This is a genomic window from Enterobacter cloacae complex sp. 372C4, from assembly GCF_050030615.1.
Lineage (GTDB): Bacteria > Pseudomonadota > Gammaproteobacteria > Enterobacterales > Enterobacteriaceae > Enterobacter > Enterobacter intestinihominis.
Map to the genome: position 1 here is coordinate 483,436 of NZ_JBLGUQ010000001.1, position 21,555 is coordinate 504,990.

Genomic DNA, 21,555 nt, shown 5'->3' on the forward strand with positions numbered 1-21,555 from the left:
GTTCGCGCGGTTGTAGGCCCGGTAAGCGGAGCGCCACCGGGCAAAAACTACGACCTGCGAAACGCCACCAGCGTCACCACAATCCCCACCACCGCTGACACCGCACCGGCGAGAAATACGGAAGGATAGCCAAACGACGTTGCAAGCAGCCCCGCCAGCGGCCCGGTGATGCCGTAAGAGATATCCTGAAACGCCGCATAGCCGCCCAGCGCCGTGCCGCGCACCTGCGGAGCCACGCGCTTAACCACTTCAACGCCCAGCGCCGGGAAGATCAGTGAGCAGCCGCAGCCGGTTAACGCCGCACCCAGCAGCGCAACGGATGCGGACGGCGCCTGCCAGAGCAGTACCAGACCCACGGTCTCAATGACCAGTGACGCCACCGCCACCTTCACGCCGCCAAAGCGATCCGGCATCCAGCCAAACAGCACGCGCATCAATACAAACGCGCCGCCAAAGGCCGTCAGCGTAAAGCCCGCCATCGCCCAGCCGCGGCTCATGAAATAGAGGGAGACGAAGGTACCGATAACCGCAAAGCCCACTCCCTGAAGCGCCAGCCCAAGCCCCGGTTGCCAGATTTGCCCCACCACGCTCCACAGCGAAGGACGCTCGCCTTTATGGGCGGGCACCTTGCGCACCGAACCGTTAAACGCCCACGCCAGCAGCGGTAATACCATGGTGGTGCCTGCCAGCACCGCAAAACCAAACTGGCTGTGGATCAGCAGCCCCAGTGGTGCGCCTGCCGCCAGCGCGCCGTAAATCGCCATCCCGTTCCAGGACATCACTTTTCCGGAACGCGCAGGTCCCACCAGCCCCATTCCCCAGGTCAGGGTGCCGGTCAGCAGCTGGCTTTCGCCAAAGCCGAGGATCAGGCGCCCTGCCATCAGCAGCGCGAATTTATACGCTGCATCTATCGGCAACAGCGCCGCCAGCAGCCAGGCTCCCCCCGCCAGCCCGCAGGCAAACATGCCCTGCAACGCCGAGCGTTTTGCGCCGTGCTGATCCGCGAGGCGACCGGCGTAGCCCCGGGTTAATACCGTCGCTAAAAACTGAATGCCCACCGCAATACCGACCATGGTGTTGCCATAGCCCAGCTCCTGGTGAACGAACAAGGGGATCACCGGCAGCGGCAGACCAACGGTCATGTAGGTCAGAAACACCGCAAAGGCGATGCGGAAAAGGGAAAGGTTCCCGGAAGGAGCGCTCTTCTCAGGGGTAACAGCCTTCATGCATAACTCCGTGTTCAGGCAAAAAAAAAGGGAGCCGCGTGGCTCCCTTCTACTATATCTTCAAACGCTTACGCTTTCAGCTTACGCATCACCAGCGTGGCGTTGGTGCCGCCGAAACCGAAGCTGTTGGACATAACGGTCGTCAGCTCACGTTCGGTGGTTTCGGTCACGATGTTCAGGCCTGCCGCCTGCTCGTCCATCTCGTCGATGTTGATGCTTGGCGCGATAAAGCCGTTTTCCAGCATCAGCAGAGAGTAGATCGCTTCCTGCACGCCCGCCGCACCCAGAGAGTGACCGGTCATGGCTTTGGTTGCAGAGATCGCCGGACTGTTGTCGCCGAACACTTCACGGATCGCACCCAGCTCTTTCACGTCACCTACCGGCGTTGAGGTGCCGTGGGAGTTCAGGTAGTCGATTGGGGTATCAACGCCGTGCATCGCCATCTTCATGCAGCGCACCGCGCCTTCGCCGGATGGAGCAACCATGTCAGCGCCGTCAGACGTTGCGCCGTAGCCCACGATCTCAGCGTAGATGTGCGCGCCACGCGCCAGCGCGTGTTCCAGCTCTTCAACCACAACCATACCGCCGCCGCCAGCGATAACAAAACCGTCGCGGTGTGCATCATAGGTACGGGATGCTTTGTCTGGCGTTTCGTTGTATTTGGTGGACAGTGCGCCCATCGCGTCGAACTCACAGGCCATTTCCCAGCCCAGCTCTTCGCCACCGCCAGCAAATACGATGTCCTGTTTGCCCAGCTGGATCTGCTCAACCGCATTACCGATACAGTGTGCGGAGGTCGCACATGCGGAGCTGATGGAGTAGTTCACACCGTGGATTTTGAACGGCGTTGCCAGGCACGCGGAAACCGCTGAACCCATGGCTTTGGTCACAACATATGGACCGACCGCTTTCAGGCCGCGCGGGCTGCGCATGGCGTCAGCACCGAACACCTGAGCTTTAGAGGAACCGCCGGAGCCTGCAATCAGGCCCACGCGTGGGTTGTTCTGGTAAGCGTCTTCGCTCAGACCAGAATCCTTGATCGCTTCCTGCATGGAAAGATAGGCGTAGATAGAGGCATCGTTCATGAAACGAACCACTTTACGGTCAATTAAACCGGTGGTATCCAGTTTAACGTTACCCCATACGTGGCTACGCATTCCAGAATCTTTAAACTCTTCAGAGAAAGTGATCCCGGAGCGTCCTTCACGCAGAGATGCCAGGACTTCCTGCTGGTTATTACCGATGCTGGAAACGATGCCCAGGCCAGTAATCACTGCACGTTTCATTCAATACCTCTGTAAGTCGCACTATAAAAAGTTTCGAGTCGCACAATAGCGTACACTTGTACGCCGAACAAGTCCGATCAGCGATTTTCTGTGGAAATTTGCACCGATGGGCTCACATCGCTAAGATCGTGCCACTGCCTGTCGGACGAGTAACTTACGTGAAACAAAACGCCATACAACCTGCCAACCTAGAATTCAACGCTGAGGGTACACCTGTTTCCCGAGATTTTGATGACGTCTACTTTTCTAATGATAACGGACTGGAAGAGACGCGCTATGTCTTCCTCGAAGGAAATCATCTCAGCACCCGCTTCCCTGAGCATCCGCGCAGCCTGTTTGTCGTCGCGGAGAGCGGTTTCGGCACCGGGCTGAATTTTTTGACCCTCTGGCAGGCCTTCGACCAGTTTCGCGCTGCACACCCCGAGGCTACCTTACAAAGATTACATTTCATCAGTTTCGAAAAATTTCCGCTTACCGCACACGATCTGCGGCTTGCCCATCAGCGCTGGCCGGAGCTTGCCCACTGGGCGGAACAGCTTCAGGCCCAGTGGCCACCGGCTATCGGCGGCTGTCATCGTCTGATTCTGGACGACGGACGCGTCACGCTCGACCTGTGGCTTGGCGACATTAACGACCTGACCGATAAGCTCGATGACTCAATGCATCAGAAAGTGGACGCCTGGTTCCTGGACGGTTTTGCGCCCGCCAAAAACCCTGACATGTGGAGTCCGCACCTGTTCAGCGCAATGGCACGTCTGGCACGCCCGGGCGCGACGCTTGCCACCTTCACCTCGGCGGGCTTTGTCCGCCGTGGGTTGCAGGAGGCGGGGTTTACCATGCGGAAAACCAAAGGCTTTGGCCGCAAACGCGACATGCTGGTGGGGGTGATGGAGCAGGATCTGGCGATCCCGGCACAGGCACCCTGGTTTGCTCGCCGCCCCAGTGCGTCGCGTGAGGTCGCCATTGTGGGCGGAGGTATTGCCAGCGCCCTGCTCTCACTGGCTCTGCTGCACCGTGGCTGGCAGGTGACGCTCTACTGCGCTGACGAGGCACCGGCGATGGGTGCATCAGGCAACCGTCAGGGCGCGCTTTATCCCTTATTAAGTTCACACGATCCCGCACTGTTCCAGTTCTTCCCGGCTGCGTTTACGTTTGCTCGTCGCCTTTACGATAGCCTGCCGGTTGCGTTCGACCACGACTGGTGCGGTGTGACGCAGTTGGGCTGGGATGAGAAGAGCCAACAGAAAATCACCCAAATGTTGTCGCTGGGGCTGCCGGAAACCATCGCCCATGCCGTGACGGCTCAGCAGGTTGCTGAGACCGCTGGCGTCGACACCGGCTGCGGCGGAATTCAGTATCCACTCGGCGGCTGGCTATGTCCGGCTGAACTGACTTCTGCGGCGATAGCCCTCGGGCAGTCGCGTGGGTTGACAGTGCATTATGCCCATAAGGTTCAATCGCTAAGCCGCACTGCGCACTGGGAACTGCGTTTTGCTGACGGCAAAGCGTCGCAGCATGCCAGCGTTGTGCTGGCCAACGGACATCACATCACTCAGTTTACCCAGACAGCGTCATTGCCGGTTTATCCAGTCGGCGGCCAGGTGAGCCATATCCCGACCGCGCCCGAACTGAGCAAACTGCGTCAGGTGCTGTGTTACGACGGCTACGCGACGCCGCAAAATCCGTCCAACGGCCATCACTGCATCGGTGCCAGCTATCATCGCGGTGAAACAGATATGCAGTACAGCGAAGCGGATCAGCAGCAAAACCGCCAGCGCCTGCTCGACTGTTTCCCGAATGCGTCGTGGGCGAAAGAGGTTGATGTCAGTGAGGGTCAGGCGCGCTGCGGCGTACGCTGCGCTACCCGCGATCACCTGCCGATGGCGGGAAACGTGCCGGACTATGACGCCACGCTTGAAGTCTATCAGGATCTTGCAGACAACAAAGAAACGGCGGTAAGTGCGCCCGTTTATCCGGAACTGTTTATGTTGGGTGGCTTAGGCTCGCGGGGATTATGCTCCGCGCCATTGCTGGCTGAAGTGCTAGCCGCGCAAATGAGCGATGAGCCGGTTCCGCTGGACAGGGTTACGCTCGCGGGGCTGAATCCGAACCGACTGTGGGTGCGGAAATTGCTGAAGGGGAAAAGGGTTAAGTAGGGTGCGGTCTGGTGCCCTCACCCTGGCCCTCTCCCCAAAAGGGAGAGGGAAGAGAAGGCGGCAACTTAGCGTTTAGCCTGCTGGAACAAATTGTCCCACATGCCCAGCACTAAAGACTGGTCGCGTGGAGACAGTTCCCCGGCCAGAATGGCTTTTTCAAGGCTGCGAGTAACTTCCGCGTGAACGGCGTCGGCAGAGTGATCGTCCCCGGCTTCCAGCGCGGCTACCGCCAGCGTCAGGTGACCACGCAGATAACCGCTGGCGAACAGCTCATCATCGCTGGCGTGTTCCACCATGTCATCAATTAACGCCAGAATGCGTGATTCAAATTCTGCGATCATCTTCTTTCCTCTGTTATAAATCTTCCGGCCACGGGAAGCATTCCGCCGTGATCTCCGGCGTATGGTAATAATTTTGTAAAGCCTCGATCAGGCGTGCCGGACGTTCCGGGATGCCTTTCTCAAGATATTCCATCACCTGCGCATGCACGCGGCGCTGGAAGACGATACGGTCTGGCTCGAAGTCGCCTTCAAGGTTGTCACAGCTGACGTTGAACGGGAAACCCGCCGCCACGCAGAACAGCCACTCCAGCGCCTGCGGTTTCACCTCCACATCTTCGAACTGCCCCTGGGTGGCGGCGTCGCGCCCGTCCGGGCAGTACCAGTAACCAAAGTCCACCAGCTCGCGACGCGCTTTCCCCGCGATGCACCAGTGCGAAATCTCGTGCAAACCGCTGGCGTAAAAGCCGTGGGCAAAGACGATGCGGTTGTATGAAACCTGGTCATCAGCAGGAAGATAGATCGGTTCGTCGTCGCCTTTAATCAGACGGGTATTAAAATCATCAGCAAAACAGCTGTCGAAGATCTCAATCAGCTGTTCGTATTTATGCGTACTGTTCATTAGTTCATCCCCAACCAGGTGAGGATCTCCTGTCCATGGCTGTCATAAAGAAGTTTGGCGCTCATCACCGCCGATACAACAACAATCATCGGGCGGATCAGCTTTTGCCCTTTGCTTAATACCAGACGCGAGCCTGCGCGCGCGCCCAAAAACTGCCCCGCCATCATCACAAATCCGGTAGCCCAGATAACCTTGCCGCCAATGATAAACAGCAGCAGACCGCCAACGTTGGAGGTTGCGTTGAGGACTTTGGCGTGGGCGGTGGATTTGGCGAGGTTGAACCCGGCCAGCGTCACGAATGCCAGCGCGTAAAACGAGCCTGCTCCCGGACCAAAGAAGCCGTCGTAAAAACCGACGCAGCCACCGGCAATCAGCGCAAACGGCAGGCCGTGCAGTCGCCGCGCCCGGTCTTCCTCGCCGAGCTTTGGCATCAGTAAGAAATAGAGGCCAATACAGATAACCAGAATCGGCAGGATCTGGCGCAGAATGTCGGACTGTACGTGCTGGACCAGCAGCGCGCCCGCCGTCGAGCCAATAAACGTCATCAGGATATTGAGCTTCTGATCGGCGAGATTCACCACTTTGCGCCGAACAAAGTAGAGCGATGAGGAGAGCGAACCGCCGCATGCCTGGAGTTTGTTGGTGGCAAGCGCCTGGGCAGGGCTCATGCCTGCCGCCAGCAGCGCCGGAACGGTGAGCAACCCGCCACCGCCCGCCAGGGCATCGATAAATCCGGCTAACATCGCAACAAAAAAGAGCACCGCCAGCAGCAGCGGTGACACCATAAACAGATCGACGAAATTATCCATTAAAGTACATGCTCATCCAGTAGCGCCTGGCAGGAAGGCGGCAACGGAGGCGGTGTCTTCTTCTCAGGCTTAGAGGTTCCAGGCTTGGCCGGTTCAAACCAGCTTTGCAGTTCGTAACCACAACCATCGCCAGGCGGTGGCAGCGGCTGATCTTCACATTCCAGGCTGTTCGCCGGGCAGCGCAGGCGAACATGCATATGCGCCCGGTGCTGGAACCACGGGCGCACTTTACGCAGCCAGTCGCGATCCGTTCCCGCATCCAGGCAAAGCTGCTGCTTGATGGCCGGGTTAACAAAGATCCGTGTGACGTCGTTATCCTCTGCCGCCAGTTTAATCATGCTGGAAATTTCCGGCGACCAGCGCGAGGCTACGACCCGTTTACCGTCGGCCGAGACCAGATCCAGCGCCTGCGGTTTCAGCAGCTGCGCTGAGCTCCAGCGCGTTTTCGGCAGTTGCAGGAAGATGTCCACATCCAGTCCGGTCTGGTGGCTGGCGTGACCGCCGTTGAAGCGACCACCTGCAGGCATCCCCATATCGCCAATCAGCATCGTCCCCAGCCCCAGGTTATGCACCTGGTTGCCAAGACGCTGAATAAACAGTACCAGGTCAGGATGGCCGAAGTAACGGCGCTGGTCGGTGCGCATCACCTGATAGGTGTCCGACTGCAGCGGAAGTTCCTGCGCGCCGACGATACACCCATTGGAGAAAGCGCCAATGGACTGCGCGCTTCCCGCTACCGGGTGGGTGATTTTCTGCCACGGCGTGGCGGCCAGGCTTGCTCCACTGGCCAGCAGCGCCAGCAGAGCGATTGCGGTTTTTTTCATAGTTACCAGCGTGGAATGGTGGTCGTCACATCCGCATTCTGCGCGCGCTGGCGCAGGAAGTGATCCATCAGCACGATCGCCAGCATCGCTTCTGCGATCGGTACCGCGCGGATCCCCACGCATGGATCGTGCCGTCCTTTGGTGATCATCTCTACTTCATCGCCTGAGCGGTTAATCGTGTGGCCCGGCACGGTAATGCTGGACGTTGGCTTCAGCGCGATATTGGCAATAATTTGCTGCCCGCTGCTGATGCCGCCCAGAATGCCGCCCGCATGGTTGCTCTGGAAACCCGCCTTCGTGATTTCGTCGCGGTTCTGGCTGCCGCGAAGCTTAACCACGTCAAAACCGTCGCCGATTTCAACGCCTTTCACCGCGTTGATGCTCATCAGCGCGTGGGCGATGTCAGCGTCGAGGCGGTCAAATACCGGCTCGCCCCAGCCAGCCGGCACACCGTCGGCCACCACGGTGACTTTCGCACCAATGGAGTCGCCCTCTTTTTTCAGGCCACGCATCAGCTCGTCCAGCGCGTCCAGCTTGTCGGCATCGGCGCAGAAGAACGGGTTAAGTTCTACCTGATCCCAGTCTTTGATTGCCAGCGGAATGTCGCCCATCTGGGTCAGACAGCCGCGGATAACGATGCCGAATTTCTGCTGGAGATATTTTTTGGCAATCGCACCTGCCGCCACGCGCATCGCGGTTTCACGCGCGGAAGAACGTCCGCCGCCGCGATAGTCGCGAAAGCCATATTTTTGTTCGTAGGTATAGTCGGCGTGGCCCGGACGGAAGACGTCTTTAATCGCGCCGTAGTCCTGGGAGCGCTGATCGGTGTTTTCAATCAGCAGACCAATGCTGGTCCCGGTGGTACGGCCTTCAAAAACGCCGGAGAGAATTTTGACCTGGTCCGGCTCGCGACGCTGCGTGGTGTAGCGAGAGGTACCCGGACGACGACGGTCAAGGTCATGCTGTAAATCGGCTTCGGTCAGTTCGATGCCTGGCGGGACGCCATCAACGATACAACCCAGTGCCAGACCGTGCGACTCGCCAAAGGTGGTCACACGGAATACCTGTCCAATACTGTTTCCTGCCATCACGGCTCCGATGTTGTTGTTTGTGTTTGAGCGTTGTGAAACGGGCCGAAGCCCGCTGGATTAATCTTTGTAAATGCTGAAGTATTCGCGTGCATCAAGCAGTTGCGTTTTGGTCAGCATAAAGACGCCGTCACCGCCGTTGTCGAACTCAAGCCAGGTGAACGGCACATCCGGGTACTGCTCTATCAGATGTACCATGCTGTTACCCACTTCACAAATCAGAACGCCATCGTCGGTCAGATAATCCGGCGCGCAGGCCAGGATGCGGCGGGTCAGCTTCAGCCCGTCAGAGCCTGACGCCAGGCCCAGCTCCGGCTCGTGACGGTACTCGTTCGGCAGATCGGACATGTCTTCGGCATCCACGTACGGTGGATTGGTGACGATCAGGTCGTATTGCAGCGTCGGCAGGTCGCGGAACAGGTCAGAGCGGATAGGCGTGACGTGATGGATCAAGCCGTGCTCTTCAATGTTATGTTCGGTGACGGCCAGCGCGTCGGTGGAGATATCGACGGCGTCCACTTCCGCTTCCGGGAAGGCGTACGCGCAGGCAATCGCGATGCAGCCGCTGCCGGTGCACATATCAAGTATGTGCTGCGGCTGATGGTTAATCAGGCCGTCAAAGTGGTTGTTGATCAGCTCGCCAATCGGCGAACGCGGCACCAGCACACGCTCATCAACATAGAACTCATGGCCGCAGAACCAGGCTTTGTTGGTCAGGTAAGCCACCGGAATACGCTCGTTCACGCGACGGATCACGCGCTCAACGATGCGGTGTTTTTCACTGGAGGTCAGGCGCGCGGTGCGCATGTCTTCCGGAATATCCAGCGGCAGGTAGAGTGACGGCAGCACCAGCTGGACGGCCTCATCCCACGGGTTATCGGTGCCGTGTCCGTACCAGATATTGGCGGCGCTGAAGCGGCTAACCGACCAGCGCAACATGTCCTGTATGGTATGCAGCTCGTTTACTGCTTCATCGACAAAAATTTTATCCACTCTTTCCTCCAGGGCATGCTTGCATAATTTTCGGCGGCTAGTTTGCCATGAAGACGGCGATAAATCAGCAATGACGCGTGTCGCTTGAGGTTAAAAAATGCGTTTAGTCGGGTACACTATCGGAAATACGAGATGAGAATGACGAATGAAAAAGAAAACATCGCTCAGCGAGGAGGATCAGGCTCTCTTCCGTCAGCTGATGACCGGGACGCGTAAAATCACGCACGACACCATTGTCCATCGCCCGCAGCGTAAAAAAATCAGCGAGGTTCCGGTCAAACGGTTGCTTCAGGAGCAGGCCGATAACAGCCACTATTTTTCAGATGAGTTTCAGCCGCTGCTAAATACGCAGGGCGCGGTGAAATACGTGCGCGAAGACGTCAGCCATTTTGAACTGAAAAAATTACGCCGGGGAGATTACTCGCCGGAGCTGTTCCTCGATCTGCACGGGTTGACCCAGATGCAGGCGAAGCAGGAGCTAGGGGCGTTGATCGCGGCGTGCCGACGCGAGCATGTTTTTTGCGCCTGCGTGATGCACGGTCACGGCAAACATATTCTCAAACAACAGACGCCGCTGTGGCTGGCTCAGCATCCGCACGTAATGGCTTTTCATCAGGCACCAAAAGAGTACGGCGGAGATGCCGCATTGCTGGTGTTGATTGAAGTTGAGGAGTGGCAGCCGCCAGAGTTGCCCTGACAGGATGGCGGGAGGCACGCGGCACCCCGCCATATCGCACGTCACGTCAGATGGCTTTAGCCATCTTCAGGTTGCATGGACTCATTTGCCAGTTAAAGACCCCTTTGCCGGTTTCGTCGAGGGTGACGTTGGCAATGGCGGACGTTGTGAACATCGGCGGCGTTTCGCCCGGGCACAGCTCAGATACCAGATAGCCGACCAGCGGCAGGTGGGAAATGACCAGTGCGGAAGCGACACCTTCGTTGCACAGCGCCTGAAGGTAAGCACTGACAAGGCCAACATCGCCACACGGCGTGAGTTCAGGGAGAACATCCACACTGGATGGCAGGTTCATACACTCCCCTACCACATCCAGCGTCTGTTCTGCCCGCAGGAACGGACTCACCAGAACGCGTTCAATGTCCACTTTTTGACCTTTAAGCCATGTCGCCATCTGACGGGATTCGTCGCAGCCACAGACGGTTAAAGGACGTACTGAGTCACTGGCGGCATCGAGTGCCGCGTCGCCGTGACGCATGATAAAAACTTGCATATTGCACCGCTTTTGTTAACCAGAATCACCGGCGTTAACTACCCGCGATTAATGCTCTGAGGTAGAAAACCCGATGGCCGGGCATTGTGCCTGATCCATTCGGTGAATGAAACGCTGTTTTTTACCTCAATGGCGTAAGTATAGTCAATCTCTGTTTACAATTTCGCCAGAACAGGTTCCATCACCTCAGGATTTACCCTTCTTTGACTTCAGTTTACGCAATCAGTTTCCCTTGCGGGCCAGAATGTCTGACCCCGTTCCGCCATCTGCAATAATTCGTCACAAGGTGTAAACCGTGGACCGTATTGAGAGGCCAGACGTTGCAGGATCGCAACCACTTCACCCGCCCCGAGGGTATCCATATACCGGAACGGGCCGCCAAGGAATGGCGGAAAACCGATACCAAACACGGCACCGATGTCGCCGTCGCGCGCGCTTTTGATCACCTGCTCACCAAAGCAGCGCGCCGCTTCATTGAGCATCATCATCACGCAGCGCTCAGCACACTGAACCGCCGACAGTTTTCCCTGACCCGTGACAGGAATAAGCGCATAAACCGAAGGGTCGACCTGTTTCTTGCTTTTACGCCCTTTCGCGGCGTAAAGATAGAAACCGCGTTCATTTTTTCTGCCTTTGCGATCGTCCTTCAAAATTGCAGAAACAAAGTTTGCAGGCGGCGCAAAACGATCGCCATAAGCCGCTTCCAGCACAGGGATAATTTTAGTCCCCGTATCAATTCCTACCTCATCCAAAAGTTGGATTGGGCCGACGGGGAAACCAAACTTCACCAGGGCGTCATCGACGTGCTCAATTTTCTCCCCTTCCGTCAGCAACCGCATCGCTTCGTTAATATACGGCGCCAGAATGCGGTTGACGTAGAAGCCGGCTTTGTCCGCGACCACAACAGGAGTTTTGCCCTGTTTTTTCGCCAGCTTCACCACGGTGGCAATAGTTTGCGGGCTGGTTGTGGCATGAGGGATAACCTCCACCAGCGGCATTTTTTCGACAGGACTGAAATAGTGCAGCCCTATCACCTGCTCCGGGCGCATGGCTTTCGCCGCGATGTCGCCGATCGGCAAAGACGAGGTGTTTGACGCGAAAATGGTGTGCGGCGCGCAATGCTGTTCAACGTCCGCTACCATCTGCTGCTTAAGGGCCAGATCTTCGAACACGGCTTCAATCACCAGATCGCGGTGTGCAAACCCACTGTAGTCGGTGGCGCCAGTGATCATCGCGAGGGTTTTATCGCGATCGCTGGCCTTGATATGGCGGCGTTTCACTTTGCGATCAAGGTTCTGCCAGCTGTACTGCAACGCGTGGTTGATGCCCTGAGGATTGATATCTTTGATACGTACGGGCAATTTGCCTTTGCTGGCGGTGACAAACGCGATGCCGCCGCCCATCAGCCCACCACCCAAAACCCCAACGGCGCACAGCGGAGCCGGTTCAGCTTCACTGCCCGGATCTTTTTTAACCTCCGTGCTGGCAAAGAAAATGCCGCGCAGCGCCTGCGACTGCGGCGTCATCGCCAGCTCGCCAAACGCTTTAGCTTCCGCGGCATAACCGCTGCTGCTGCCCTGGGATAAACCGGTTTCAATCACCTTCAGAATGCGCGTCGCTGCCGGATAATTCCCTCTGGTTTTTTGCTCGGTTTTTTTACCCACCATATTAAACAGCAGCGTGCGCCCCAGCGGCCCGGCGAGGATACGCTCACGCACCGGCAGGGGGCGTTTCGCCTGACGACCTTTCAGCGCCCGCTCAACGGCAGCCTCAAGCAAGATTGCGTGCGGAACGACCTCATCAACCAGACCCGCCTTTAACGCCTGACGGGCGCGCAGCTGTTTACCGGTTAAAATCATCTCCAGCGCAGTACTGACGCCCACCAGCCGCGGCAAGCGCTGCGTGCCACCTGAACCGGGCAGCAATCCAAGCTGTACTTCAGGCAGTCCGAGTACGGTTTTCGCATCGTCGGTACAGATGCGACTGTGGCAGGCCAGCGCCAGCTCAAGCCCGCCGCCCAGGCAAGCCCCGTGGATCGCAGCGACAACGGGTATCGACAGCGCATGGATCTCCGCCATCACCTGCTGCCCCTGACGCGCCAGATCTTCTGCTTCCTGAGCGCTTGTCGCCCGGGCAATCATGTTGATATCGGCCCCGGCAATAAAGTTATCCGGCTTTGCCGAGATAAATACCAGGCCACGTATCGCTTTGTTTTCGCGGATCTGTCTGAGCATCGCACGCACCTGAACGCCGAACTCCGCCTTCAGGGTATTCATTTTTTCGTCGGGCACATCAATGGTGATAACGGCCACGTTATCAAGGCGAACAACAAGGTTAAATGCAGATGTCGTTTCCATTATTCAGCCTCCAGAACCATTGCTGCGCCCAGGCCGCCCGCCGCACAGGCGGTGACGAGACCAAAGCCGCCGCCACGGCGACGCAGTTCGTGCAACGTCTGGGTAATCATTCTCGCCCCGGTCGCTGCAAACGGATGACCGTAAGCAATGGAGCCACCCTGCACATTGAATTTACTTTGATCCACTTCGCCTGTGGCATGTGCGCGGCCCAGCACGTCGCGGGCAAAACGTTCGCTCGCCATAAGCTGCACGTTTGCCAGCGTTTGTGCGGCAAAGGCTTCGTGCATATCAATTAACGTGAGATCGGAGAGCGTTAGCCCCGCGCGCTCCAGCGCCAGCGGCGTGGACCAGGCCGGTCCGAGCAGCATGTCCTGCCAGACATCGATGGCGGTAAAGGCGTAGCTGCGCAAATAGCCCAGCGGTGTGATGCCCAGCTCTTTCGCCCGGGATTCCGTCATCAGGATCACGGCGGCGGCACCGTCCGTCAGCGGCGTACTGTTGGCCGCCGTAACGGTGCCATGTTTACGGTCAAAGGCCGGGCGCAGTTTTGCGTAATCTGCCAGGGTTGAGGTGCCGCGAATGTTGTTATCTTCCGCGAGCGGTTCCCGGTAAGGCGGTACATAGGCGGTCATCACTTCGTTGGTCAGTTTGCCCTCCGACCAGGCTTTCGCTGCCAGCTGATGCGAGCGATGCGCCAGCGCATCCTGCTGTTCGCGGGTAATACCATAGGTTTTTGCCATCTGCTCGGCTGTATCGCCCATGCGCAGGCCGGTGGAGTATTCAGCAACGGCAGGTGGCACGGGCATGAGGTCGCGCAGGCGTAAACGCGAGAAGAGTTTAAGCTTTGCACCGGTAGTGCGAGCTTTGTTGGCATCCACGAGGATGCGGGCCAGCTGTTTGCTGACGCCGATGGGCAGCACGGAGGAGGAATCCGCGCCGCCGGCGATCCCCGCGCGAATGGTCCCCGCCATCAGGCTTTCCGCCACGTTCGCCACCGCCTGGAAACTGGTAGCGCAGGCGCGGCTGACGCTGTAGGCGTCGGTATGAACATTCATGCCGGTACCCAGCACGATTTCACGCGCGATATTGGGTGCTTCCGGCATCTGTACCACCTGGCCGAAAACCAGTTGCTCAATAACCTCTGGCGGGATCTCGCTGCGAGCCAGCATCTCCCCCACCACCATTTTTCCCAGATCGACAGCCGGTATACCGTGAAACGCGGTTGCCTGACGTGCAAACGGCGTACGTAACCCGCTGACAATGGCGATGCGGTCACCGTGTCGGGTGATAAGCGGTAATGCCTGACTCATAACACTCCCCTGTAAAAAAATTTTGCGCGCACATTAAGTGGTCTGACCTGATAATAGTCTTAACTATTTTTTTACATTGAGCCAATCGGGGAAGCGAAAAATTGCGAGCTAAGGCACAGAGAAGAAAAAGAAAATGCCCAGGGTAAAAGCAAAACGGTAACCCGTAGGTTACCGTTTTTAGTGTTTGCGCCCTCTCCCGTGGGAGAGGGTTGGGGTGAGGGCACCAGACCGCAGGAATTAACGCAGGCCCAGCTGGAAGATCAGCGTTTCTGCCTCGCAGGCGAACACAAAGTCGATATCCAGCTGTACGCCGCCTTCCACTTCCGTGAAGGTAGATTTGATTTCACATGGATCGGATTCGACTTCACGCGCACGCTTGCTCAGCGCGGCCAGCGTCTCTTCCGCTTCAGCGCAGTTAGGGAATACGCGGCTGTAAGAGGCGGTGCAATCGGTGTTGTCCATAATGGTGCCAACATCCATACAGCAGCAAACCGGGGTTTCATCAGCACTGCATTTACTCATAGCTCAATTTCCTCTGTATTCGCGCAGCGCGCGAGATAAACACGATGCGACTATTTTACGCCCCCGGACGAGCCCCCTCCAGCCGTTAATGGCGCAAAACCGGATAAGTGAGCAATATCACACTAAAAAATGATCTAAAACAAAATTCACCTTTTCGGATGAATCGTACTGGTCACAATTTTGCCAACCAGATCTCGTTTCATGAAACATGTTTGAAAATATTAATAAACAAACTTGCAACATCCCAGCTGGTCAGACCTATACTCTCGCCACTGGTCTGATTTGTATGTCATACCTCAGACCCTACACTTCGCGCTCCTGTTACGGTATGTAACAATTATTGAATAAAAATAACTCAATGAGGTTATGGTCATGAGCCAGAAAACCCTGTTCAAACAAACTGCTTTAGCAGTTGCAGTGGCAATCGTCTCAACGTCCGCCTGGTCAGCGGGCTTCCAGTTAAACGAATTTTCTTCCTCTGGCCTTGGCCGTGCGTATTCCGGGGAAGGTGCGATTGCCGATGACGCAGGCAACGCAAGCCGTAACCCGGCGCTTATCATGATGTTTGATCGCCCTACCTTCTCTGCCGGTGCGGTTTACATCGATCCTGATGTCAACATTTCTGGCAAATCTCAGTATACCGGCGCAGATCTGAAGGCGGATAACATTGCACCAACGGCGTGGGTGCCTAACCTGCACTTTGTTGCGCCAATCAATGAACAGTTTGGTTGGGGTGCCTCTGTCACCTCTAACTATGGCCTGGCAACGGAGTTCAATAACAACTACCCGGCCGGGGAATACGGCGGTAAAACCGACCTGACGACCCTGAACCTTAACCTGAGCGGCGCATATCGTCTGAACGATAACTGGAGCTTTGGTCTGGGCTTTGATGCTGTCTACGCTGATGCAAAAATCGAGCGTTATTCCGGGGAGCAAACTGCTGCGCTGCCGAAAAACAGCAATAAAATTGCCAGCCTGAAAGGTGACGAGTGGGGTTACGGCTGGAACGCCGGTATCCTGTATGAACTGGATAAAAACAACCGCTGGGGTCTGACCTACCGCTCAGAAGTGAAGATTGACTTCGATGGCGATTACAAAAGCGGCATCCTGAGCCCAGTCAACGGTATGGTGCCGGGTGCAGGCACCACCATTCCATGGGGTACCTCGAATCAAACCGTACCGGGTTCACTGTCACTGCATCTGCCAGAAATGTGGGAAGTGTCAGGTTATAACCGCGTTGCGCCGCAGTGGGCTATTCACTATAGCCTCGCGTATACCAGCTGGAGCCAGTTCCAGGAGCTGAAAGCCACCGGCAGCAACGGCCAGACGCTGTTCTATAAAGACGAAAGCTTCCACGATGCTTACCGTATCGCACTTGGTACGACCTATTATATGGATGACAACTGGACGTTCCGTACCGGCGTGGCATTTGATGACAGCCCGGTACCGGCAGATAAGCGTTCTATCTCCATTCCGGATCAGGACCGTTTCTGGGTAAGTGCGGGGGCAACCTACGCGTTCAACGAGAATGCCTCTATCGACGCGGGCGTGTCGTACATGCATGGACAGAAAGTGACCTTCCAGGAAGGCCCTTACGAGTTTACCTCTGAAGGTAAAGCCTGGCTGTTTGGTACCAACTTCAACTACGCGTTCTAATCCCAACACGATTAAAAAAGGTGAGCATCGCTCACCTTTTTTATTTATTCCGAATCGATATCTTTTAATTCGTTCTCGATGGCTTTCGCGTTCGGATTATCTTCCGGCTTCAGCTTACCGCCGTTGGCAATAAAGTCATGGTTCTGGAAATAGGCCTCGCGGACCATGATGTACGGATCGGAAGACTGACGCAGCAGACCGTCAGAGTCCAGCAGTTGCGCACGCGTTTCAATCCCTTCCACGGTCCATTTACCAATCGACAGCGGCCAGGTGAGCCATGACAGCACCGGATACAGCGTATCCACCATATCGCCGCCATCATCACGCACGGTAAAGCTGCCGTAGAATGGCAGGTGCACATACGGCCCATAACCTACGCCATAATGCCCCAGTGTACTGCCGAAACGATGCGGCTGTTCACGCTGTAATTTCGGGTTCGCCATGCCTGCGACATCTATTAAGCCGCCCATACCCAGCAGAGAGTTCAGGAAGAAACGGGTGAAATGCACCATCCCCTGATACGGGTCGCCCTGGAGGAAGTAGTTCACCATCACCGCTGGCTCTTCCAGGTTACTGGTAAAGTTGCTCAGCCCGTTACGCGCTGGCTGCGGAACGTAGTCACGCCATGCCACGGCAACCGGACGAACCAGATATGGATCCAGCACATTATAGTTAAAGTTGTACATTGAACGGTTAAATCCTTCGAGAGGATCGGAGCGTCCCGTTTGCTCGCCAGAGCTGGCGCAGCCCACAAGCATCGTTACGCCCAGCGCAAGCGCCGACAGCCGAAGCTTCATATATTTCTCCCTGTTCAATATGGCTATCGTTGAATGCCATCTGTGACGGAGCCTGTGAGGCTCCGCCTGAAACGTGCAAGTGATTGTAACAGCACGCTTACCGATGTCTACGAGGACAATGACGACCCGCTCGCGTCATCACGCTAATTTCAGCATAGCCTGTCTTTAAGAATTCGTTTCGCTGGCAATTTTATATTGGCTTTGAAAGAGATGTCTCACCTTTATTGCCATTTTCAGCAATTTAAGAGCTTCCCCACGGGCAAGGCGCCAAAAGCCGCTACGCTTAAATGAGCGATTACCCCGAAGGAGCAGTTATGAAAGATATTAACGAAGAAAAAATTGGCGAGAACAATGAGGAACATGAGATTGAAAGTGAGGAGAAAGACCGGGGAGAAGAGATAGAAGTCGATGAGGATCGCCTGCCGTCGCGTGCCATGGCCATTCATGAGCATATTCGCCAGGATGGCGAAAAGGAGATGGAGCGTGACGCAATGGCCCTGCTGTGGTCGGCCATCGCAGCCGGTCTGTCGATGGGTGCCTCTCTGCTCGCTAAAGGTATATTTCACGTTCAGCTGGAAGGCGTGCCGGGCGGTTTTTTGCTGGAGAATTTAGGCTACACGTTCGGCTTTATTATCGTCATTATGGCGCGACAGCAGCTTTTCACGGAGAACACCGTCACTGCCGTACTGCCCGTCATGCAAAATCCGACCCTTGGTAATTTTGGTTTACTGATGCGCCTCTGGAGCGTCGTGCTGCTGGGGAACCTGATCGGTACGGGCGTTGCAGCCTGGGCCTTCGAGTATATGCCAATTTTTGATGAACCGACCCGCGACGCATTCGTGAAGATTGGCATGGACGTAATGAAAAATACGCCGGTTGAAATGTTCTCTAATGCCATTATCTCCGGCTGGATCATCGCCACTATGGTCTGGATGTTCCCGTCAGCGGGCAGCGCGAAAATCGTGGTGATTATCCTGATGACCTGGCTTATCGCACTCGCCGATACCACGCACATTGTTGTCGGGACCGTTGAAATCCTTTATCTGGTATTTAACGGCACACTCCACTGGAGCGACTTTTTCTGGCCGTTCGCCCTGCCTACTCTCGCAGGCAACATTTGTGGCGGAACCTTTATCTTTGCACTGCTGAGCCATGCGCAAATCCGTAACGACATGTCCAACAAGCGTAAGGCCGAACTTAAGGCTCAGGAAAAAAAGGATAAAACTGCCGAAAAATCGGCGTGAACGGTGACTCTTTGACCAGTCAGGCGGCAATGCGCTTAACGAGAAGTGTAAATAACGCTATACTCTTGCCGCTTCGTCCCCTTAGTTAAATGGATATAACGAGCCCCTCCTAAGGGCTAGTTGCAGGTTCGATTCCTGCAGGGGACACTTTTAATTTCCCCCTATAATCCCTGATTTATCAATCCGCTTTGCAATTGCCGCTTTTTTAAGCAAAAACGAGTAATAGCTCATAATGTATAACGGTGCTACATTAAGCCGCCCACCCAAGTCAGCAATGGCCAGGCAACGTCGTAAAGAACGGTAAAGCCTTCAACCATGACCTCGTCCTACGGTCTCAATGGCACGTGGTATCGCGAAGTCTGCGCTACCTTCACAGGCTTTACAAAGGTTCCACTATTTTGTCTCAATCCAAATTTCAGCGGGCGTTTCTGCACCCGCGCTACTGGTTTACATGGTTCGGCCTTGGCGTACTTTGGCTGCTGGTCCAGCTTCCTTATCCCGTGATTCGCTTCCTGGGTTCGAAGCTCGGCAGCGCATCGCGTCACTTTCTTAAGCGTCGCGAGTCCATTGCCCGAAAAAATCTTGAACTTTGCTTTCCGCATTACAACGCGCAGCAGCGTGAAACGCTGATCGCTGAAAACTTTAAATCTATCGGTATGGCGTTGCTTGAAACCGGTATGGCCTGGTTCTGGCCAGACGAGCGTGTCCGTAAATGGTTTGACGTTGAAGGTCTGGATAACCTCAAACATGCCCAGATGCAAAAACGCGGCGTGATGGTTGTGGGTGTGCATTTTATGTCGCTTGAGCTGGGCGGCCGCGTTATGGGTCTTTGTCAGCCGATGATGGCAACCTATCGCCCGCATAACAGCGCACTGATGGAATGGGTACAAACGCGGGGCCGCATGCGTTCAAATAAGGCGATGATCAGCCGTAACAATCTGCGCGGTATGGTTGGCGCCCTGAAAAAAGGTGAAGCCGTCTGGTTTGCCCCGGACCAGGATTACGGCCCTAAAGGCAGCAGCTTTGCCCCTTTCTTTGCGGTTAAAGATGTCGCTACGACGAACGGTACCTTTGTGATTTCACGTCTCTCTGGCGCCTCGATGTTAACGGTGACCATGGTCAGAAAAGCGGATAAGTCAGGCTATCGTCTGCATATCTCACCGGAGATGGCGAACTATCCTGAGGATGAGAGTGAAGCCGCGACCTTTATCAATAAGGTGATTGAGTTTGAGATTATGCGAGCACCTGAGCAGTATCTGTGGATGCACCGCCGCTTTAAAACCCGCCCTCTGGGCGAAGCCTCACTTTATATCTAACCCCTTTCGAAGGTTAGTTTCGCTAAGAAACTAACCTTTTCAAGCACCTGTAATCGCAGTGCGTAACGGCTTTTTTCGACCGTCGCTCAACAGGCATTTATTGCGTACCGAAATCAAACTGTCGCCGTTCCACGACACTCGTAAGTATCGGAAATTATTTAAAAAAATGCCTCTTGTCACTCCTGAAATTTAGGCGTACATTAGCGCCGTCTGGCGACAGGAAAGCACAGAATTCAGAGCTGAAGTTAGCGACGTAACGGGATAATTCCGATTTCCCCTTTCGCATGATTTCAACTCTCTATACTCAGTTGGACTCTGTTTTTTTAATGCGTACCGGAAGATACGCGGAGCGATGAAACGTGAAATATTTCTTTATGGGCATTTCGGTTATTGTTTTAGTTTGGGCCGGAACGTTTGCTCTGATGATCTAGTTAAGAAAATGCAGTCAAAAAAACAGGCGCCGTTGGCGCCTGTTTTTTTGGTGTCCGTTACGACTCGGGTTGTTCCACGACGCTCTTCACTGCGAGCAGGCCATCCGCGCGGAACATGCTTTTAATCCCCCGCACAGCCTGACGGATACGGTCGCTGTTTTCGATCAGCGCGAAACGCACATGCGTGTCACCGTAGTCACCAAAGCCAATGCCTGGAGAAACGCAAACCTTCGCGTCCTGAAGCAGTTTTTTGGCAAATTCCAGAGATCCCATCGCCGCATACGGCTCGGGGATTTTCGCCCAGACGTACATGGAAGCTTTAGGCATTTCAACCATCCAGCCCGCTTCGTGAAGCCCTTTTACCAGCACATCACGGCGGCGCTTGTACTGGGCGGCAATATCAAGCACGCACTGCTGATCCCCTTCCAGCGCCGCGATGGCCGCGACCTGCAATGGCGTAAACGTACCATAGTCATGGTAACTTTTAATACGCGCCAGGGCGCTCACCAGCGTTTTGTTTCCCACCATAAATCCAATTCGCCAGCCCGCCATGTTGTAGCTTTTCGACAGGGTGAAAAACTCAACCGCCACATCACGGGCACCCGGTACCTGCATAATTGACGGCGCTTTCCAGCCATCATAAACGATATCAGCATAGGCGAGATCGTGTACTACCAGCACGTCGTAACGCTTAGCCAGCGCGACCACTTTCTCAAAGAATTCGAGTTCGACGCATTGTGCCGTTGGGTTGGACGGGAAACCGAGGATCATCATTTTCGGCTTCGGATAGCTTTCACGAATCGCCCGTTCCAGCTCGTTGAAGAAGTCGACGCCTTCCACCAGTGGAACAGAACGCACCTGCGCGCCAGCAATCACCGCCCCATAAATATGAATTGGGTAGCTCGGATTCGGCACCAGGACGGTATCGCCGTGATCGAGCGTCGCCAGCATCAGGTGGGCCAGCCCCTCTTTGGAGCCAATGGTCACAATCGCTTCGCTTTCAGGATCGATATCCACCTGATAACGATCCTGATACCAGCGGGAGATCGCCCGACGCAAGCGTGGAATGCCGCGTGAGGTTGAATACCCATGGGTATCGGGACGCTGGGCAACTGTGCAGAGTTTCTCAACGATATGCGGCGGCGTTGGGCCGTCAGGGTTACCCATACTGAAATCGATAATGTCTTCACCGCGCCGACGCGCAGCCATTTTCAGTTCAGCAGTGATATTGAAAACATAAGGGGGGAGACGATCGATACGCGTAAAACGGCGTTCAGGACTGAATTCAGCCATAGATTCCTCAGAGTCACGTTAGCGCCCGGACCGTCCGAGCGACGCTGCCACCCGTGTGGCATGCTTAGAAAATAACCTGAAGAAAAAGACGCTGTCGAGGGGATAACGGCAAAACAAT

The 21,555-nt window shown here is 55.7% G+C and carries 20 protein-coding genes and 1 tRNA gene; 7 read left to right on the forward strand and 14 right to left on the reverse strand.

Annotated elements, in window-relative coordinates:
- Nucleotides 1–47: 47 nt before the first annotated feature.
- Nucleotides 48–1,226: an MFS transporter gene (locus ACQG11_RS02320; RefSeq protein ID WP_426728143.1), complete on the reverse strand. Its 1,179-nt coding sequence runs from the start codon at nt 1,224–1,226 to the stop codon at nt 48–50.
- Nucleotides 1,227–1,294: 68 nt separating this feature from the next.
- The gene (gene fabB, locus ACQG11_RS02325; RefSeq protein ID WP_022648859.1) at nt 1,295–2,512 is read right to left on the reverse strand and encodes a beta-ketoacyl-ACP synthase I; all 1,218 of its coding nucleotides are present in this window, start codon (nt 2,510–2,512) and stop codon (nt 1,295–1,297) included.
- Nucleotides 2,513–2,670: 158 nt separating this feature from the next.
- Here fabB and mnmC point away from each other — a divergent pair, with 158 nt between their 5' ends.
- Entirely contained in the window at nt 2,671–4,668 is a 1,998-nt protein-coding gene (gene mnmC / locus ACQG11_RS02330) for a bifunctional tRNA (5-methylaminomethyl-2-thiouridine)(34)-methyltransferase MnmD/FAD-dependent 5-carboxymethylaminomethyl-2-thiouridine(34) oxidoreductase MnmC (protein WP_023300645.1), read from the forward strand.
- A gap of 65 nt (nt 4,669–4,733) precedes the next feature.
- On the opposite strand, the gene ACQG11_RS02335 is transcribed toward mnmC, so the two are convergent.
- The 6 genes from ACQG11_RS02335 to prmB are packed head-to-tail and all read right to left on the reverse strand — an operon-like array spanning nt 4,734 to nt 9,282.
- Complete coding sequence (locus tag ACQG11_RS02335; protein WP_022648861.1) at nt 4,734–5,009, reverse strand: YfcL family protein; 276 nt, start codon at nt 5,007–5,009, stop codon at nt 4,734–4,736.
- A 13-nt stretch (nt 5,010–5,022) separates the two neighbouring features.
- Nucleotides 5,023–5,568: an elongation factor P hydroxylase gene (locus ACQG11_RS02340; protein ID WP_023300646.1), complete on the reverse strand. Its 546-nt coding sequence runs from the start codon at nt 5,566–5,568 to the stop codon at nt 5,023–5,025.
- A complete protein-coding gene (locus ACQG11_RS02345) occupies nt 5,568–6,377 on the reverse strand; it encodes a sulfite exporter TauE/SafE family protein (protein WP_022648863.1) in 810 nt (269 codons plus the stop codon). The genes ACQG11_RS02340 and ACQG11_RS02345 overlap by 1 nt, the downstream gene beginning before the upstream one ends.
- Nucleotides 6,377–7,201 carry a penicillin-insensitive murein endopeptidase gene (gene mepA / locus ACQG11_RS02350; protein ID WP_003861385.1) on the reverse strand — a complete coding sequence of 275 codons (825 nt, stop codon included), beginning with the start codon at nt 7,199–7,201 and terminating at the stop codon, nt 6,377–6,379. Before mepA ends, ACQG11_RS02345 begins: the two co-directional genes overlap by 1 nt.
- A gap of 2 nt (nt 7,202–7,203) precedes the next feature.
- Complete coding sequence (gene aroC / locus ACQG11_RS02355; RefSeq protein ID WP_023306656.1) at nt 7,204–8,289, reverse strand: chorismate synthase; 1,086 nt, start codon at nt 8,287–8,289, stop codon at nt 7,204–7,206.
- A 60-nt stretch (nt 8,290–8,349) separates the two neighbouring features.
- Entirely contained in the window at nt 8,350–9,282 is a 933-nt protein-coding gene (prmB, locus tag ACQG11_RS02360; protein WP_022648865.1) for a 50S ribosomal protein L3 N(5)-glutamine methyltransferase, read from the reverse strand.
- Nucleotides 9,283–9,427: 145 nt separating this feature from the next.
- On the opposite strand from prmB, the gene smrB reads away from it, so the two are divergent.
- Complete coding sequence (gene smrB, locus ACQG11_RS02365) at nt 9,428–9,979, forward strand: endonuclease SmrB (RefSeq protein ID WP_022648866.1); 552 nt, start codon at nt 9,428–9,430, stop codon at nt 9,977–9,979.
- Between the two features lie 46 nt (nt 9,980–10,025).
- On the opposite strand, the gene sixA is transcribed toward smrB, so the two are convergent.
- The 4 genes from sixA to ACQG11_RS02385 all read right to left on the reverse strand — a co-directional run bounded on the left by sixA (nt 10,026) and on the right by ACQG11_RS02385 (nt 14,700).
- Nucleotides 10,026–10,511 carry a phosphohistidine phosphatase SixA gene (gene sixA / locus ACQG11_RS02370; protein ID WP_003861375.1) on the reverse strand — a complete coding sequence of 162 codons (486 nt, stop codon included), beginning with the start codon at nt 10,509–10,511 and terminating at the stop codon, nt 10,026–10,028.
- Between the two features lie 209 nt (nt 10,512–10,720).
- A complete protein-coding gene (gene fadJ, locus ACQG11_RS02375) occupies nt 10,721–12,868 on the reverse strand; it encodes a fatty acid oxidation complex subunit alpha FadJ (RefSeq protein ID WP_426728144.1) in 2,148 nt (715 codons plus the stop codon).
- Nucleotides 12,868–14,178 carry an acetyl-CoA C-acyltransferase FadI gene (fadI, locus tag ACQG11_RS02380; RefSeq protein ID WP_303756288.1) on the reverse strand — a complete coding sequence of 437 codons (1,311 nt, stop codon included), beginning with the start codon at nt 14,176–14,178 and terminating at the stop codon, nt 12,868–12,870. Before fadI ends, fadJ begins: the two co-directional genes overlap by 1 nt.
- 237 nt (nt 14,179–14,415) lie before the next feature.
- Nucleotides 14,416–14,700: a YfcZ/YiiS family protein gene (locus ACQG11_RS02385; RefSeq protein ID WP_426728145.1), complete on the reverse strand. Its 285-nt coding sequence runs from the start codon at nt 14,698–14,700 to the stop codon at nt 14,416–14,418.
- Nucleotides 14,701–15,072: 372 nt separating this feature from the next.
- Between ACQG11_RS02385 and fadL the strand changes: the two genes are divergently transcribed.
- Nucleotides 15,073–16,356: a long-chain fatty acid transporter FadL gene (gene fadL / locus ACQG11_RS02390; protein ID WP_022648870.1), complete on the forward strand. Its 1,284-nt coding sequence runs from the start codon at nt 15,073–15,075 to the stop codon at nt 16,354–16,356.
- A gap of 44 nt (nt 16,357–16,400) precedes the next feature.
- On the opposite strand, the gene mlaA is transcribed toward fadL, so the two are convergent.
- Nucleotides 16,401–17,153 carry a phospholipid-binding lipoprotein MlaA gene (mlaA, locus tag ACQG11_RS02395; protein WP_022648871.1) on the reverse strand — a complete coding sequence of 251 codons (753 nt, stop codon included), beginning with the start codon at nt 17,151–17,153 and terminating at the stop codon, nt 16,401–16,403.
- Nucleotides 17,154–17,467: 314 nt separating this feature from the next.
- Here mlaA and ACQG11_RS02400 point away from each other — a divergent pair, with 314 nt between their 5' ends.
- From ACQG11_RS02400 to ypdK, 4 genes are all read left to right on the forward strand, one after another.
- Nucleotides 17,468–18,397: a formate/nitrite transporter family protein gene (locus ACQG11_RS02400; protein WP_022648872.1), complete on the forward strand. Its 930-nt coding sequence runs from the start codon at nt 17,468–17,470 to the stop codon at nt 18,395–18,397.
- Between the two features lie 75 nt (nt 18,398–18,472).
- Nucleotides 18,473–18,544, forward strand: a tRNA-Arg gene (locus tag ACQG11_RS02405).
- 248 nt (nt 18,545–18,792) lie between these two features.
- On the forward strand, nt 18,793–19,713 hold the full coding sequence (gene lpxP, locus ACQG11_RS02410; RefSeq protein ID WP_168713920.1) for a kdo(2)-lipid IV(A) palmitoleoyltransferase: 921 nt from the start codon (nt 18,793–18,795) through the stop codon (nt 19,711–19,713).
- Between the two features lie 359 nt (nt 19,714–20,072).
- Nucleotides 20,073–20,144, forward strand: coding sequence for a membrane protein YpdK (ypdK, locus tag ACQG11_RS02415; protein ID WP_099458937.1), 72 nt, complete (start codon nt 20,073–20,075; stop codon nt 20,142–20,144).
- Nucleotides 20,145–20,201: 57 nt separating this feature from the next.
- Here ypdK and alaC read toward each other — a convergent pair whose 3' ends face one another.
- On the reverse strand, nt 20,202–21,437 hold the full coding sequence (gene alaC / locus ACQG11_RS02420; RefSeq protein ID WP_023300650.1) for an alanine transaminase: 1,236 nt from the start codon (nt 21,435–21,437) through the stop codon (nt 20,202–20,204).
- Between the last annotated feature and the right edge of the window lie 118 nt (nt 21,438–21,555).